This window comes from Sphingomonas sp. M1-B02, from assembly GCF_026167525.1.
GTDB lineage: Bacteria > Pseudomonadota > Alphaproteobacteria > Sphingomonadales > Sphingomonadaceae > Sphingomonas.
This window is the reverse complement of record NZ_CP110679.1, coordinates 320609-336692: the sequence shown is the minus strand read 5'-3', so window position 1 is coordinate 336692 and position 16084 is coordinate 320609. Positions and strand designations below refer to the sequence as shown.

The following is a 16084-nucleotide window of genomic DNA, read 5'->3' as shown; positions in this document are numbered from 1 at the left end:
ACAGCCGCGTCTCGGGGCGACGCGCGGCAGGACGGATTAACTGATGGCTTTCTCCCGCTTTTTCAAATTCATGTCGCACGATATGGCGATCGACCTCGGGACGGCCAACACGGTCGTTTATCTGCGTGGGCGGGGAGTAGTCCTCAACGAACCTTCAGTGGTCGCGGTCGAGACGATCAACGGCGTCAAGCGGGTCAAGGCAGTCGGCGACGACGCCAAGCTGATGATGGGCAAGACGCCCGGCACGATCGAGGCGATTCGTCCCTTGCGTGACGGCGTGATCGCGGACATCGATGTCGCCGAGCAGATGATCAAGCACTTCATCCAGAAGGTGCATGGGCAGCGTCGCTTCATGCGCTGGCCCCAGATCGTGATCTGCGTTCCCTCGGGCTCGACCAGCGTCGAGCGGCGCGCGATCCGTGATGCGGCATCGAACGCCGGCGCCAGCCAGGTCTTCCTGATCGAGGAGCCGATGGCCGCCGCGATCGGCGCGGGTATGCCGGTTACCGAGCCGATCGGCTCGATGGTGGTCGACATCGGCGGCGGCACGACCGAAGTCGCGGTGCTCTCGCTGCGCGGGCTCGCTTATTCGACGTCGGTGCGGGTCGGCGGCGACAAGATGGACGAAGCGATCGTTTCCTATGTGCGTCGCAACCATAACCTGCTGATAGGCGAAGCCACGGCTGAGCGGATCAAGCAGGAGGTCGGCGTCGCAAAGCCGCCCGCCGACGGCATCGGCACCACGATCCACATCAAGGGTCGCGATCTCGTCAACGGCGTGCCCAAGGAAATCCAGATCAACCAGGGTCAGATCGCCGAAGCGCTCAGCGAACCCGTCGGGACGATCGTCGAGGGCGTCCGCATCGCGCTGGAGAATACCGCCCCCGAACTGGCGGCAGACATCGTCGATCAGGGCATCGTGCTCACCGGCGGCGGCGCGCTGCTCCAAGGCATCGACGAAGTGCTCCGCGACGAGACGGGCCTGCCCGTCACCGTGGCCGAGGATCCGCTGACCTGCGTCGCGCTCGGCACCGGGCGCGCGCTGGAAGATCCGATCTTCCGTGGTGTGTTGATCCAAGTCTGAAGAAAGGCGGGGGGACATGGCGCCGCCACGAAACCGGCGCCCGGGATTTTCGCGGCGGGCGCAATACGGGCTCTTCATCGGTTATGTCGGCGCGATCGGCGGTGCATTGATCGGTGCGGGCCTTCTGCTGCTGTCTACCTTCAACCCCTCCGCTTTCTCGACCGTTCGCGGCGCCATCTCGGAAATCACTACTCCGATCGCATCGAGCCTTGCATGGGTGCGTCGCAGTGTCTCCGGCGTACCCGAGGGGATCGGCAGCTATTTCGCCGTGCGCGGCGAGAATGCACGGCTCAAGAAGCAGGTCGCCGACGATGCGCGGGTCGTCACCCGCGCCCGAACCCTGGACCAGGAAAATCGCCGCCTGCGTGCCTTGCTGCAGCTTCGCGAGGTCGCGCCGGAACGCGTCGTCATTGCGCGGCTGGTGAACAGCTCATCCTCGAGCACGCGCCGCTATGCGACCCTCAATGCCGGCGCGTGGCAGGGCGTGCAGCGCGGCCAGCCGGTGCGCGAAGCCGCGGGGCTCATCGGCCAGGTGGTGGAGACGAGCCCGAACACCGCGCGCGTGCTGCTGATCGTCGATGCAGAGAGCATCGTTCCCGTCCGCCGCACCAGTGACGGCCTGCCCGCGATCGCCTCTGGCCGTGGTGACGGTCTGATCGACATCCGCTCGGCGAGCGTGGCGGCGCAGGGGTTCAAGCCCGGCGATTCCTTCGTTACCTCTGGCACCGGTGGTATCTTCTCTCCAGACATCCCCGTTGCGCGGGTGGTCCGCACTACCGGCGACGTCGCCATCGCGGTGCCAAGCGCAAACCCCGATGCGCTCGACTTCGCCCTGGTGCAGCGCGCCTTCCTTCCTGATCCGGTCACCGCTCCCAGCCCTTCTCCCGCCCCCGGCGCTCCCGCGGCCGCGCCGTGAGCCCGGCCGAGTTCATCCCTTTCGGCCAGAACGAAAAGCCGCCGCGCGCAGTGTGGCTCGCGCCGCTTTCGGTCGTGATCGGTTCGCTGACGACGCTGGTGCCGGTCATTGCATCGGTCCCCTTCCTGCCGCCCTTCGGCCTGATGATCCTGCTCGGCTGGCGGATGACACGCGGCGATTCGATGCGGGTCTGGGCGCCCGTTCCCCTCGGCCTTTTCGACGATATGGTCAGCGGACAGCCGATTGGCAGTGCGATGCTGCTGTGGAGCCTGTGCATTCTCGCGATCGACATACTCGATACCCGCCTCGTCTGGCGCGATTTCTGGCAGGACTGGCTGATCGCGGCAGGTGCCATCGGCTTCTGCCTGATTGCCGGACGCCTTGTCGCCACCCCCTTCAGTGCACATGTCGATACGGCTTTGCTTCTACAGATATTGATCTCCGCGGCGCTGTTTCCGCTCATCTATCGTTTCTGCGCGTGGCTCGACCGCGACGTGAAGAAGATCTGAGATGCTGCGCGTAACCGAAGCGGCGCAGGCCTATAGTTTCTCGAGAAGGGCGCTGTTGCTCGGCGGAGCGCAGGCCGCGGTGGGGGTTATTCTCGCCGGACGGATGACGTGGCTCGCGGTGTTCGAGAATGAGCGCTATCGGCTGATGGCCGAGAGCAATCGCGTGAATCTGACGCTGACGCCGCCCCGCCGCGGCTGGCTGGTCGATCGAAATGGCAAGCCGATCGCCAACAATCGGACCGACTTTCGCGTCGATCTGATCCCCGACCGGATCCAGAACAAGGAGGCGACTGTCGCCGGGCTCCAGCCGATCCTGAAGCTCACGCCCGAAGACATGGCGCGGATCCGCACCGATCTGAAGCGCGCCGCCGGCTTCCAGCCGGTTCCGGTCCTCGAAAATCTCGATTGGGAACGCTTTGCCGCGGTCAGCGTGCGCCTGCCCGAGCTGACCGGCGTGGCGCCCACCCGCGGCTTCGCCCGCAACTATCCGCTGGGCGCTGCGGTGGGCCATCTGGTCGGCTATGTCGGTGCCGCCTCGGCCGAGCAGTATCGCAAGGAGAAAGACCCGTTGCTGCTCGCGCCCGGCTTCAAGCTGGGCAAGGAGGGGCTTGAGAAATCGCTCGAAAAGCGGCTTCGCGGTGCCCCTGGCGCCAAGCGGGTCGAAGTTACCGCGCGCGGCAAGCTGGTGCGTGAACTCGAGACCCGCGCCGACGTGCCGGGCGAGACGATCAAGCTCACGATCGACGCGGGGCTTCAGGACTATGCGGCGCGACGGATGGGCGAGGAATCGGGCTCCGTTACGGTGTTCGACTGCATGACCGGCCATATCCTCGCGATGGTCTCGATGCCGGCCTACGATCCGAACGCTTTCTCGGACGGGATCAGCAACAGCGAATGGCGGATGCTGTCGGAGGACGATCACATCCCGCTGATGAACAAGACGCTCCAGGGGCTCTATCCCCCCGGCTCGACCTTCAAACCCGCGACCGCTCTCGCCGCGCTGGGAGCCGGCGTGGACCCGAAGCGCGTGATTTACTGCAATGGCGGTTACACCCTCGGCAATCGCCGTTTCGGCTGCCTGGGGCGGCACGGGCCGATGACGATGCACACCGCCATCGCGCGCAGCTGCAACACCTATTTCTACACGGTCGGTCGTGAGATCGGCGTCGATCGGATCGCAGTTGCCGCGCGCGCGCTGGGATTCGGTGCCGAGCATGCCCTCCCTTTGCCCTCGCAGCGCTACGGCACGATCCCCGACGAGGCGTGGAAGCTGCGCCGCTACAAACAGAAATGGACTCAGTCCGACACCCTCAACGCGGCGATCGGCCAGGGCTATGTGCTGGTAAGCCCGTTCCAGCTCGCTTTGTCGGCCGCGCGTCTCGCCTCTGGTCTTCTCGTCGATCCCTCGCTGCTTCACGCCCCGCCGCGCAACTTCCCGCCGCTGCCCTTCCCCGCCGAGCATCTTGCGATCGTGCGCGCCGGAATGGATGAGGTGGTCAACGGCCATGGCACCGCGGGCGCGTCGAAGCTCCGGCTAGACGGGGTCCGCATGGGCGGCAAGACCGGCACCGCACAGGTGCGCCGCATCATGGATCGCAATCGCGGCCAGGGCGGCGACTGGAAATATCGCGATCACGGACTCTTCATCTGCTTCGCGCCCGTCGACAATCCTCGCTACGCTGCATCGGTCGTGATCGAGCACGGCATGGGCGGCGCGCGTGCGGCGGCGCCGATCGCAAAGGATGTGCTGACCTTCCTGTTCGACCGAGAGCAGGCGATGACCCGGCTGGGCGAGCTCGAGGCGGGCTGGGGCGGCGATATCGCGACTCGGATGGCCACCAAGTCCGCCGCATGGCGGGCAGCACAGGCCGCCCCCGCGCCGCCCGTTCCGGAAGACGCGGCAGAAGCCGCCAGCACGATCGCGTCGGCCGCGGCCAACGCCACGACCAACACGATCGACAGCGACGCTGCCAATACGAGCCCCGAGGAAGTCACGCCATGAGTTCGCTTGGACCCGGCATCGTGCCCCGGCCGCTCGCCCAGCTTCCCTGGAAGGTCATCCTGCTCGTGCTCGCCATCGGCGGCTTCGGACTGGTCGTCCTCTTCTCCGCGGCAGGGGGCAATCTTTATCCCTGGGCGGTTCCTCAGGGCGTACGGTTCCTGGTTTTCCTCGGCATGGCGCTGGTCCTGTCGCGCGTCCCGGAGGGCTTCTGGGCGCTTGCCGCCATCCCGATGTATATCCTCATTCTGCTGATGCTGATCGGCGTCGAGGCGCTGGGCGCGGTCGCGGGCGGAAGCCAGCGCTGGCTCGATCTCGGCTTCATCCGCCTCCAGCCGTCCGAATTGATGAAGCCGATGATCGTGCTGGCGACGGCGCGCTTCTACGAGATGCTGCCCGCCGGCGAAATTCGGCGCTTCGGCGCGATCTGGCCAGCGGTCGCGCTGATCGGCGTGCCTGCGGGGCTCGTGATGCTGCAGCCCGATCTCGGCACCGCGCTCATGATCACTGCCGGCGGGGTCAGCGTGATGTTCCTCGCCGGCATCCCGCTCCGGCTCTTCATCGGCAGCGCATTGGCGATGGCGGTCGCAGTGCCGCTCGCGGTCAACTTCCTGCTCCACGACTATCAGCGCAAGCGGGTGCTCACCTTCCTGAGCCCCGAGAGCGATCCGCTCGGCACCGGCTACCATATCAGCCAGTCCAAGATAGCGATCGGATCGGGCGGCATCTTCGGGAAAGGCTTCCTCAACGGCACCCAGAGCCATCTCGATTATCTTCCCGAAGGTCATACCGATTTCGCGCTGGCGACGATGATGGAGGAATGGGGCCTGGTCGGCGGCGTGCTCCTGATCATCGCCTTCGGTTGCCTGATCGGCTGGGCGATCAGCGTGAGCATGCGCGCCAAGAGCCGCTTCGGCCGGCTGACTGCCGCGGGCCTCTCGGCGACGATCTTCTTCTACAGCGCGATCAACATGGCGATGGTGATGGGTCTGGCGCCGGTAGTAGGCATTCCGCTGCCGCTGATCAGCTGGGGCGGCACCGCGGTGATGACGCTGATGATCTGCTTCGGCATTCTGCTCTCGATCGACCGCGAAAGCCGCCGCGTCGCGCGCTGGTGATGCGCCGACATCATTTTAGGGTTTGCAAGCCGCCAAAGCTTTGCTAACCGCCCCCCTCCAAACGCGGCGGCGCATCCTCCATATGCGCCAAGCCAGCCCCGGAATGGACGCATAGCTCAGTTGGTAGAGCAGCTGACTCTTAATCAGCGGGTCCTTGGTTCGAGCCCAAGTGCGTCCACCACCACTAAACCAATGACTTAACGCCCATATAGAACGGTCTGAAATTCGACTGTTTCCGGCTCACTTAATCGTCACGTAATCCGCGGGATCAATCTCGAGGTTTTCGCCGGCGGCTTTCTAAGCATCGCCCAGCCGGCAGATGCCTACGCGATCAGCTTTTGCGCGTCGTCCCGACGTTCTTCTTCGGTCATCGCATTCCAGTCGGCCTAGCTGATGAACTCTGTAAGGGTGGTGCGCATAAAATCGCCGACCAGTTTCTCGAATCCCTCATATTGCTGGGATGTCAGTTAGCTATTGCTCAAAGGCGGTTTGCTGGGCGGGAGGCGTTAGGCGGGAAATGGACGTGCCGAATGGTGCTAGGTGGTCTTGGCCCAAGGCCCGTGATTGCCCATCTTGAAGTATAGTTCGGCTTCTTGGGGAAGAATTTCGCGCAAAGGCGTATGCATCCACTGATCTAAAGGCGCCATCTCCTCCATTCGGAAGGCGACCTGCCTCAATATGGCAGTCATCGGACAGAAGGTCGCTGTAATACAAAGTAGCAAAGACAGCGATAGTGAGGCCTTGGTCAATAGCCTGTTGTAGGCGCGCTGCGCTTAGTCGATCGCCTGGCATAGCTGATTTATGTGAGAAGAGGCACGGCGTCGTAATTGCACGTCCATCGGCCCATCATAGGGCCGCACCAGCACCTTCACCTCCTCGGTGGTTCCGTCGAACCAGGTGTCCCATTCCTCGGCTTTGATCGCCCGCATGTTTGGGGTGGATCGGCCCGACGACGTCGTTCGGCGCGGAAGTCGCGAAGGCCGCGCTCGGTCAGGTTCAGCCGCCGCATGATCGAGGAAGCTACCACCCGCACCACCTGACCGGGCAGACAAGGACAGCCTCCAAGGCGCTTAGGCTTCAGCTTGGGCACCCCTTCTAATGGCTGACATAACTCAAGGTCGCGTGCCTGCGAACGCCCTCCAGCTTAAATGCTTGGCAAGCTCGCCACCGGCGCGACAATCACAAAGTCCCCCGCACGAAGCGGGGTCCCTGCCGCCAGGGTAGCAAACAGCATCGCCGCCCCCGCGTCATTTCCATCGGCGTCATACCATAGCCGCCCCGTAGCTTGGCCATAGACCAGCCGATCGTCGCCATCCGCCGCCGCGGCACCGGCGACGGGCTCATCCGCCAGGATCCCGCCGCCGGTCACTCCCGCGAATGCATCTAAGGCGAGCCCGATCTTGTCACCTGCCGCGAAGTCCTGGATTCTATCGACATTGCCGGCGACCAGCGCAGTCGTGAACGCGAAGGTGTCGCTGCCCCCGCGCCCGATCAGAAGATCGTCGCCGCCCCGCCCATCGAGGACATTCGCGGTATCGTTGCCGACCAACGTCTGCGCAAATGCGTTTCCGCGCAGCGTGAACTGCTGTCCCGCATCGGTGGACGTCTGGTCCGCCACGGTCAGGTTCTCGATGTCGGTCCCGTCGCGAAGCTGATAATTCGTGTTGGCGACGACGGTATCAAATCCCTGCCCGACCGCTTCGCGTACCACGTCACCTTGCAGGAACACCGCGAACGTGTCGTTGCCATAGAGGCCGATGATCGTGTCAGCATTGCCTTCGCCATTGCCCGATCGGCTATTGACTATGTTGTCGCCATAACTGCCGATGATCAGGTGCGACGCGCCGTTCCCGATCAGGTAGAAACTCTCGGTTCCGCCATGCAGCGATGTCGAAAGCGTCTCCACCGCGGCGGTCGAATAAAGGAAATAGCTCGTGCCGCTGGTGTAGACGATGTCGTTGCCGCCAGTGTCGTTGATTACGTCCCCGCTCGCGAACACGCGGTACGTGTCGTCACCCAGCCCGCCCTTGAGCGTATCGTGCGAGTCTGGACTGCCGCTCGACGGGATGTTCGCACCATCGTTGCCGTTGATTGTCTGCGAAAGATAGTTGCCGGTACTGTTGATCGCCGCCCTACCTGCCTCGGCCGAGACGGTCTCGACGTGCGCGTTTCCGGTCATAACCCAATTGAAGCCTTAAGCTTGGACGATCACGGTGCCGATGCCTTCCCCGACGCTCTCCATAACGACTGTGTCCATTGTACTGACAACATAGGTGTCGTTCCCCCCTAACCCCGAGAGGTTGTCCGAGCCTCCATTGCCCACAATCGTATTGCTAGCATCGTTTGCAACGATCGCGTCTGCGTAGTGTGATCCTACAATCCTATGACGGTGTTTGGCCGATGATCACATTAGACTTCGAGGCAGTCGAGTTTCCCGACCACTGGGATATAATTTAAATCTTCCCTATGTCCGACACTCCGCCGATGCGAAGGTCGAGGCGTGCGGCGACCTTCATGTTTGAAAGGTCAAGGGTGTCGGTACCGCCGAAGTCCCAGATTGTACGAAGCCCTGGGTTGAGGGCCGGGATCGTGCAGGTATCATCGCCAGCGCTCGCTGTCTGATTGATGCCGTATAGCTTCTGGAGCGCGAGAATATCGAGCGGCATTGGGGCCTGTCCCACTGTGCACCGTTGGCCTCTGGAGCGTTGTCGTAAGCCATCACCATATAAAGCGTGTTCCGCATCTCTGGATTGATTGCGACTGGTATTCGGATTATAGGCTCCCGTGGCGTCCGAATAGTTCATCGGATGAAACAGGCCTAAGGCGTGACCAAGCTCATGCAGAAAAGTCTCGTAGAATCCGGCCAAGCTCCCATTCCCCACCACATCGTAGGTCGACTTGCTGATGCCCCCATTCTGCTGCACAGTGTTCGCGCCCAGATAAATGTCACCTGTGCTGGGAAACAGGGCGTAACCCTGCCTAGTCGGGAAGAAGGCAGCACCACCACCGGAGATTGTGGTACCGTTTATCACAATGTCTACGTCTCGGTAGCCGCTGGACGCGGGAGCTTCCACGAATGTTACATTGGTGACGGCGCTTACCGTGCTGAATGCGCTTCGAGCGATTGCTCGCAGCTGGTCTGGCACCGGCATATAAGTGGCGACCGAACCGGTCATGTGCGTATCGTAGTCTGGCAACGTCTCGGAGAAGCGATACGATAGCGTAATTGGAGTGCCCAACGGTGCGCCCGAGTTCTACCGGAAGGGGTTCATAGATTCGGTTTCAAACAGCCCCGCGTAATTCTCATTAAACGCCGGCTGACCAACTGCGACCGCCATTTTCCGCCCCCGTGAATTATTAAGCCGCAGGCCTAAGTCCTTATCGGCGCTCTGATTAACATTTTGTAGTGTGGGACTGCTGGCCTGGTCCGGCTCGCGACATCCGCCCGCGTTTTGCGCCAGCCCTTGCTTGTTGTGCACCAGCTTGTTGAGCCGCGGCGTTCGGCACGGTTTCGTGTGCGCAGCCCAAACAAGCAAAACGCGACCCGCTTTTGGCCGCAGCTATGGCCATGATCGTTAGCAAGTTTCATGGACATCGATGCGTCCCCGCAATTGCACTACGCACCCCCGACACCGCTGCGGGGTCATGACTGTCACGTGACGTCGCGCGTGACATCGCGTTACGCCCGTCACGCCGCCGCCCTCGCTTGCACACGACAAAGCGCGAGCTGCAGATATATGAACTGGGAGCGAGCCAGCCCCCGTCCGCGGTGCAGGAACTTCGACAGCGTCCCGCCCTGTATCTTAGCGGCATCGGCTAGCCACTTATGCGTCACGCCAGCATCACGCTCTTGGCATGCCAGCACTCGCGAACGAAGGGCCTGCAAATCGGTCTCGGCGACGCCGCCTGCAGTTTCCACCCCATTTTCCAAGTGATCTCCCTGCCCTCCTCTATGGCTAACTATATGTACTGCGGTACATGCTCCAGCAGATCGAAAAGTCAAACAAGACCTGTCCGCAGGGCAGGGGCTCACCGAGCGCCCGGTCCCTGCGCTCGTCGCGACGATCAGCAACGCCGCGGCCAAATGCCTCAGCCTCAAGGCGAGCGGCGTCGCCTTCGCCGTCGGCACGCTGCTGCGCGTTTCCCAGCCCGACGAGTAACCCGACCGGAGGGCGCCGCGTCTATTTTGACGGAGGCGGCCTCAATTCTCAGCGCCAGCCCTTTGCGGGATCGCCTTCTTGCGCGTCCCGGATGATCATAGCAAGAAGCCTTGCGCGTAGAGCCACCGATCCGGCGAATTCTCCGTCGAGCGGAGGCAGGACCTTAAATCGCGCCTGCCTTCATTTGCTTTATCGCATGGTCCGTGGCGCGCGCGGTGAGCGCCATGAACGTGAGCGACGGGTTCACGCACGACACCGAGGTCATCTGCGCGCCATCGGTGACGAACAGGTTCGCCGCGTCATGCGCCTGGCTCCATTTGTTGAGCACCGATTGGCGCGGGTCCGCCCCCATCCGCGCGCCGCCCATCTCGTGGATCGCGTCGCCGGGAACATGCTCGCTCCGCGTACTGGTCACGTTGAGCAGGCCGGCCGCGCGCAGCATCTTCTCACCCTCGGTCCGAGCATCGTCCATCATCCGGATCTCATTCTCGCGGAAGGTGACGTCGAAGCGCATCAGCGGCACCCCGAAGCGGTCGAGCTTGTCGGGATGGAGGCTGACGCGATTGTCTTCATAGGGCAGGCATTCGCCGAATGCGCCCATCCCGAACTTCCAGGGGCCATAGCCGCGCATGCCCTGCTTCATCGATGCGCCGAAGCCCTGCGGCGTGGCCGGATCGCGGCGCGCCGCGCCCTGATAGCCATAGCCGCGCCGGAAGCCGACGCCTTCCTCACCGCCGACATTGCGGAAGCGCGGGATATAGACCCCGCCCGGGCGGCGGCCATATTCGATGAAATCGGTCATGCCGGGGATCTCGCCGCCGACGCCGACGCGGAAGATATGGTCCATCACATAGCGGCCGAGCGTGCCGCTGCTGTCGAAATGGCTGGTACCGCTGCCGGGGATCCGCGAGTTCATCATGATCTGCGTCGACGCCATCGCCGAGGCGCAGAGGAAGACGAGCCGCGCGGGGATCACCTCGGCCTGCTTCGTCTTGGTGTCGATTACACGTACGCCCGTTACCTTCTTGGTGGCGGGATCATATTCGAGGTTGGAGACCAATGCGTCGGGCCGCAGCGTCAGCCGCCCCGTGGCGCGCGCGGCGGGCAGCGTCACCGCCTGGGTCGAAAAATAAGCGCCGAACGAACAGCCGCGGCCGCATTGGTTGCGATACTGGCATTTGCTACGGCCCTGGTCGGGTTTGTCCTCGGTCATGTTCGAGAGGCGCGTGTTGATCAGCTTGCGGCCGGGCGACGTCGCCTCCAGCCGTTCCTTGAGCCATTTCTCGGCGATATTCATCTGCATCGGCGGCTGGAACAGGCTGTCCGCCAACTGCGGCAGATTCTCGCGCGAGCCGGAAACGCCGATATAATTCTCGACATAATCGTACCAGGGGGCGAGGTCGTCATAGCGGATCGGCCAGTCGATCGCGACATTCTCGCGCTTGTTGGCCTCGAAATCCTCGGGGCTCCAGCGGAAGCTCCAGCGCCCCCAGATCAGCGACTTGCCGCCGACTGCGCCGGGGCGGATCCAGTAGAATTTGTCGCCCTCGCCATAGGCATAGGGGTTCAGCCGGTCGTTGTTGTAATATTTCTGGCTCGAAGGCGCGACATAGCCATATTTGGCGATGAAATAATCGCGCTCGACCAGCGCCTTGGGCATCATGTCACGCGCGGGAATCTCATAAGCGGGCTTGCCGTCATAGTCATAGCCCTCGCCATGCTCGACCATCACCCCGCGGTCGAGCATCAGGACCTTGAGCCCCTTCTCGGTCAATTCCTTCGCCGCCCATCCGCCGCTCACTCCGGAGCCGATGACGATCGCATCGAACATGTCAGGCATGCTTATTTCCCCCGATGAAATTTATGCGACGAGCCGGCTGAGCGCGGCGAAACTGGTCTGAATGTCGGGAAGATAAGGCGCAGGCGACTGATCATTCTCGACATAGAAATGCTGCACGCCCGCGATGCGATTGAGCGTGAAGATATCGGTGAAATCGATCGTGCCCTTGCCGACGCTGGTCATCTTGCCGTCGGCGGTGCGATCCTTGACGTGATAGGCATAGATGCGGCCGGGATTGCGCCGGATGATCGCCTTGGGATCCTCGCCAGCTGCGACTGCCCAGAAAAGATCGAGTTCGAGCTTGACCAGCGCCGGATCGGTATCGGCCACCAGCATGTCGAACAGGCTGCGACCGTCCGGTTTCACGGTGAACTCGAAATCATGGTTGTGATAGGCGAAGCCCAGCCCGGCTTTCTTGAGTTGCTCGGCCCAGCGACTGAAATTGGCGAGCGCGGCTTTCCATCCCTCCGCATTGCGAAGATTCTCGGCCATCCAGGGAAGGACTACGGTGTCGGCGCCCAGCGTCTTCGCCCTCCGCACCGAGCCCGCGAAATCCGAGGCAAGCGCATCGTAGCCGATATGCAAGGACGGCGATTTTAGCCCAAGTCGGTCCATTGTCGCGCGCAATGCGGAGGGGTCGAGCTTCTCATAGCCCCCGCCGCCATATTCGACTTCGCGATAGCCGATCGCCGCGATCTTCTCGAGCGTGCCCATCGGGTCCTTCGAGAAGAGTTCGCGGACGGTGTAGAGTTGGATGCCGATCGACTTTGCCTTGCCCTGCGCCGCCAGCGGGCCAGCTGCGACCGCGGTCGCCAGCGCCGCACTGCCCGCCAGCCATTGCCGCCTGTTGATCATCATGAGGAATAGACCTTGTTGACCTGAGAATAGGGAAAGGCGCCGTCATAGCGCCCGGGCACGGGCAGATATTCGCGCTCCTGCGTGATGCCGACTTCGGAGGTGAAATAGCCGGTGATCACCAGCTGGCGAAACTTCTCGAAGAAGTCGGCCCCGCCCGGGAGCTTGTCTTCCATCGCCAGCGTCAGCAGCGCGTCCTGCCGCTCGGGGGAGACCGTGTCCGCGGCCTGCGCATAATCGGCCTGGCTGCGCGCCTCGATCGCATCGAGCCCCTTCAGGATCGGCGCGCGCTCGGCGGGCAGCGCCCAATCGGCGAGCAACTTCTCGATGAAGCCCGGCACGCCGGCGACGATCGCGCCCGGCGTGTCGGTGGTCGGCATCACCCGCTCGCTCAGCGCAGTCATCAGCAGGCGTTGCTGTGGATTGAACACCGGCGCGCTTGGCGGGCCGGCACTGATCGGAGTCACCTGCACGCCCGCCGCGCGGGCGATCGGCGCGAACAATGCGGTGCCGAACATCGCGGCCATGCCGGCCAGCGCGTCTCTGCGGTCCAGGCTCATTTCACGTCCCCTCGATAGTCGTGGCTCGCCGCCGCCTCGGGCAGCGGGCGCACCCAGATGTTGCGGAACGACACCGCCGAATCATGGTCCTGCAGCTGGATCGGCGCGGCATCGCCATGCGCTTCATATTTGGCGAGGCGCCGCCAGATCGTCGTGCCCGGCCAGGGCTGGCGATTCTGCACCAGCACGCCGTTGAGGAAGGCGGTGACATAAGCCGGCCGCACCAGCTTGCCGTCGGCGGCGAAGCGCGGCCGCTCGAACACCACGTCATATTGCTGCCATTCGCCCGGCGGGCGCGACGGGTTCACCAGCGGCGGCTGCGATCCATAGATCGCGCCGACGGTACCGTCGGCATAGGTCGGGTTGCGATAGCTATCGAGGATCTGGAGTTCGTAGCGTTGCATGAACCAGATGCCGCTATTGCCGCGATCCTGTGAGCTTTTGGTCGGCGGATTGGGCGAGCGAAATTCGAGATGGAGCTGTACGTTGCCGAAGCTTTGCTTGCTGACCAGCAGGCTCTCGCCGCCGCCCTGCACGCGGGGCGGCACTGTCATCGCGCCATCCTTCAGCGTCCATTCCGCGCCGCTCGGCCGCCACGCGTCGAGCGACGTGCCGTCGAAGAGAATTACCGCGTCCGATGGCGGCGCACCGGGAACGGCGCCCGGCGTCACCACCGGCGGATGCGGGCGATCGGCATCGTGCACGCGCCACTTGCCGCCGGGCAGCAGCGGCGTGTCGCGGAAGCCGGGTTTCTCCTGCGCTATGGCCGGGCTCCCCATCGCGATCAGTCCGGCTGCAGCCGTCCTCAGGAGCAGATTCAACCGGCGCCTCATGGCAGGTCGATTTCGCGATAGGCGGCGACGAGCCGCTCCTCGCCGGCGCGGCCGTCGATCGAATTGCCATGCTCCATCCCGATCACCCCGGCGAACTGCTTCGCGCGGAGCCAGCGGACGATGTTGCGATAGTTGATTTCGCCGGTGCCGGGCTCCTTGCGGCCGGGATTGTCGCCGAACTGGATATAGGCGATCTCGTCCCAGCAGGTCTCCATCGTCTTGATCAGATGCCCGGCCTGGATCTGTTCGTGATAGAGGTCGGCCAGCACCTTCACCGCCGGGCTATTCGCTCCCTTGGCGACCGCAAAGCCCTGCGGGATGGTCTGCAGGAAGACGCCGGGATGGTTCACCAGCGTGTTAAGCGGCTCCATCACCATCACCAGCCCGTGCGGGGCGACGATATCCGCGGCGCGCCGCATCGTGTCGATGATCCGGCCGGTCTGGATCTCGACCGGCAGCTTGCGATCCAGGAAGCCGGTGACCACCGTCATCCACTTCGCATCAAGCCGCTTGGCGACGTCGATCGAGGCGCGGATATCGGCGAGGAAGGCGATGCGATCCGCGTCGTCATTCCCGCCGAGCAGGGGCCGGAACTCGGCCCAGCGCGGCATGCTCGCGACGAAGACGCCCATCGTCATGCCGCGCTGCTGGAGTGCCTTTGCCATCGCCGTCTGCTCGGCGATCGTCCGGCCTGCCGCCTCATTGTCTTCCCAGGCGGTGAAGCCCTGATCGGCGGCGAAGGCGATCTGCTCGATCCGGCTGCCGCGGCTCTTGAAGCTGCCCTCGTGCGGCGCGAAGCCCAGCGAGAAGCGGGCAGCGTTGGACCGCGGCAAGGCCTGGCCCATCGTCGCCGCCCCCGCCGTGGCAGCGCCCGCAGCCAGCATCGTTCGTCGGCTCAGCTTCATGCAACCTCTCCTGCAAGCATGGTCCGCGACTTGCCGCGCTCGCGCAGCCAGATGAAGCCGAACACGAACAGCAGGATGATCGGCAGGAACGCCAGCTTCTGGAAGGATACCGATGCCGCAGCATCCTCGACCGCGAGCTTCGCCGCGCCGGTCAGCGCCGCGAACGCCTCGGGCCCGCCGGCGAACTCGATCTTCGCCTGATCGAACATCGCGCCAAGCCGCGGCAGCACGAAATAGCTCGCAAGCGCGCCGGCCGATCCGACCAGTCCCATCGCCCAGGATCCGCCGCGGGGATAGCGCTCCGCGACCGAGGCGAGCATCGTCGGCCACATCACGCACACGCCGAGGCCCCACACGGTCGATGCGAGCACCGCCGCGACCGGGGTCTGCGCCTGCGAGAGCATGAACAGGCCGATCGCGGCCAACAGGCTCGATACCCAAAGCAAACCGGGGTTCGATATCCGGTTCGCCAGCCGTCCGGCAAAATGACGAAAGACGAACATCAGCGCGTTGACATAGACCAGCAGCAGGATGCCCCGCATGCCGACGCGGTTCGACAATGCAACATCGATCCACTGCCCGGGCGCGAGTTCGGACGCGGCGGTCAGGAACATCGCCGCGAACCAGATGAAGAAGCTCGGGCGCCGAAACACTTCGCTTATCATCGCGCCGAAGCTCACCCCACTCTGGCTGCGCAGCGGCGGCGGGAAATCGGTGGTCGCGGCGATCAGCACGGTCGCGGCGGCTGGGATCATCACCAGCGCCATGATTCCCTGCCAGGGCAGCGCCGCCGACAGGAAAAAGCCGGCAAGCCCGCCGATGATGATCCCGCCGGGAAACCAGGCGTGCAGCACGTTGAGCCGGTGGGTGGTATCCTCGGGATAGAGCTGCGCGGTGAGCGGATTGATCGCCGCCTCGGTCAGCCCCCAGCCGATGCCGCTGAGCAGCATGCCGATCCAGACCAAAGTATAGACACTCATGCCCGTTGCCAGATGGCCCGCGGCGATCACCAGCAGCGGCCCGGCGAAGAAGCAAAGTCCTGCGCCGACCAGGCAGCGCTTCATGCCGATCTGGTCGAGCAATGCGCTGGCGACAAACAAGGTGATCGCGAAACTCAGGAACGCAGCGCCCAGCGCCGCGGCGAGCAGCTCGCCAGCTTGCAACGGCGCGATCGGATCGATCCACTCGGCCTTGAGCCCGCTCGCGATCGCCCCCCGAATCGCCAGCCCCGATGCTGCAGTGAACAGCGCCAGGATACCCAGCCAGAACAGCCGTCCTTTGTTGCTCGCCTCGGCCATCCCCATC

15 protein-coding genes and 1 tRNA gene are annotated in these 16084 nt (G+C 63.8%); 6 read left to right on the top strand and 10 right to left on the bottom strand.

Annotation, left to right across the window (positions count from 1 at the left end):
- The first annotated feature begins 43 nt into the window (after positions 1-43).
- The 6 genes from OKW87_RS01730 to OKW87_RS01705 all read left to right on the top strand — a co-directional run bounded on the left by OKW87_RS01730 (position 44) and on the right by OKW87_RS01705 (position 5807).
- The gene (locus tag OKW87_RS01730; RefSeq protein WP_265541768.1) at positions 44-1084 is read left to right on the top strand and encodes a rod shape-determining protein; all 1041 of its coding nucleotides are present in this window, start codon (positions 44-46) and stop codon (positions 1082-1084) included.
- A gap of 16 nt (positions 1085-1100) precedes the next feature.
- Positions 1101-2000 carry a rod shape-determining protein MreC gene (gene mreC / locus OKW87_RS01725; protein ID WP_265541766.1) on the top strand — a complete coding sequence of 300 codons (900 nt, stop codon included), beginning with the start codon at positions 1101-1103 and terminating at the stop codon, positions 1998-2000.
- Positions 1997-2509 carry a rod shape-determining protein MreD gene (mreD, locus tag OKW87_RS01720; RefSeq protein WP_265541764.1) on the top strand — a complete coding sequence of 171 codons (513 nt, stop codon included), beginning with the start codon at positions 1997-1999 and terminating at the stop codon, positions 2507-2509. The genes mreC and mreD overlap by 4 nt, the downstream gene beginning before the upstream one ends.
- Position 2510: 1 nt before the next feature.
- A complete protein-coding gene (mrdA, locus tag OKW87_RS01715; protein ID WP_265541762.1) occupies positions 2511-4511 on the top strand; it encodes a penicillin-binding protein 2 in 2001 nt (666 codons plus the stop codon).
- On the top strand, positions 4508-5626 hold the full coding sequence (rodA, locus tag OKW87_RS01710; protein ID WP_265541761.1) for a rod shape-determining protein RodA: 1119 nt from the start codon (positions 4508-4510) through the stop codon (positions 5624-5626). Before mrdA ends, rodA begins: the two co-directional genes overlap by 4 nt.
- 105 nt (positions 5627-5731) lie before the next feature.
- A tRNA-Lys gene (locus OKW87_RS01705) sits at positions 5732-5807 on the top strand.
- A gap of 592 nt (positions 5808-6399) precedes the next feature.
- Here the strand turns inward: OKW87_RS01705 and OKW87_RS01700 are convergent.
- The 10 genes from OKW87_RS01700 to OKW87_RS01660 form a co-directional block, all read right to left on the bottom strand.
- Positions 6400-6555: a hypothetical protein gene (locus OKW87_RS01700; RefSeq protein ID WP_265541760.1), complete on the bottom strand. Its 156-nt coding sequence runs from the start codon at positions 6553-6555 to the stop codon at positions 6400-6402.
- Between the two features lie 215 nt (positions 6556-6770).
- Positions 6771-7805, bottom strand: a complete 1035-nt coding sequence (locus tag OKW87_RS01695) for a calcium-binding protein (protein ID WP_265541759.1) — start codon at positions 7803-7805, stop codon at positions 6771-6773.
- A 15-nt stretch (positions 7806-7820) separates the two neighbouring features.
- Entirely contained in the window at positions 7821-7979 is a 159-nt protein-coding gene (locus tag OKW87_RS17505; protein ID WP_443025094.1) for a hypothetical protein, read from the bottom strand.
- Between the two features lie 100 nt (positions 7980-8079).
- Entirely contained in the window at positions 8080-8802 is a 723-nt protein-coding gene (locus tag OKW87_RS01690) for a matrixin family metalloprotease (RefSeq protein WP_265541758.1), read from the bottom strand.
- Positions 8803-9949: 1147 nt separating this feature from the next.
- Complete coding sequence (locus tag OKW87_RS01685; RefSeq protein WP_443025069.1) at positions 9950-11626, bottom strand: GMC family oxidoreductase; 1677 nt, start codon at positions 11624-11626, stop codon at positions 9950-9952.
- A gap of 21 nt (positions 11627-11647) precedes the next feature.
- Positions 11648-12484, bottom strand: a complete 837-nt coding sequence (locus tag OKW87_RS01680) for a sugar phosphate isomerase/epimerase family protein (RefSeq protein WP_265541757.1) — start codon at positions 12482-12484, stop codon at positions 11648-11650.
- A complete protein-coding gene (locus OKW87_RS01675) occupies positions 12481-13041 on the bottom strand; it encodes a gluconate 2-dehydrogenase subunit 3 family protein (RefSeq protein WP_265541756.1) in 561 nt (186 codons plus the stop codon). Before OKW87_RS01675 ends, OKW87_RS01680 begins: the two co-directional genes overlap by 4 nt.
- Complete coding sequence (locus OKW87_RS01670) at positions 13038-13874, bottom strand: 3-keto-disaccharide hydrolase (protein ID WP_265541755.1); 837 nt, start codon at positions 13872-13874, stop codon at positions 13038-13040. Before OKW87_RS01670 ends, OKW87_RS01675 begins: the two co-directional genes overlap by 4 nt.
- A complete protein-coding gene (locus OKW87_RS01665) occupies positions 13871-14779 on the bottom strand; it encodes a hydroxypyruvate isomerase family protein (RefSeq protein WP_265541753.1) in 909 nt (302 codons plus the stop codon). The genes OKW87_RS01670 and OKW87_RS01665 overlap by 4 nt, the downstream gene beginning before the upstream one ends.
- Entirely contained in the window at positions 14776-16077 is a 1302-nt protein-coding gene (locus OKW87_RS01660) for an MFS transporter (RefSeq protein WP_265541751.1), read from the bottom strand. Before OKW87_RS01660 ends, OKW87_RS01665 begins: the two co-directional genes overlap by 4 nt.
- Between the last annotated feature and the right edge of the window lie 7 nt (positions 16078-16084).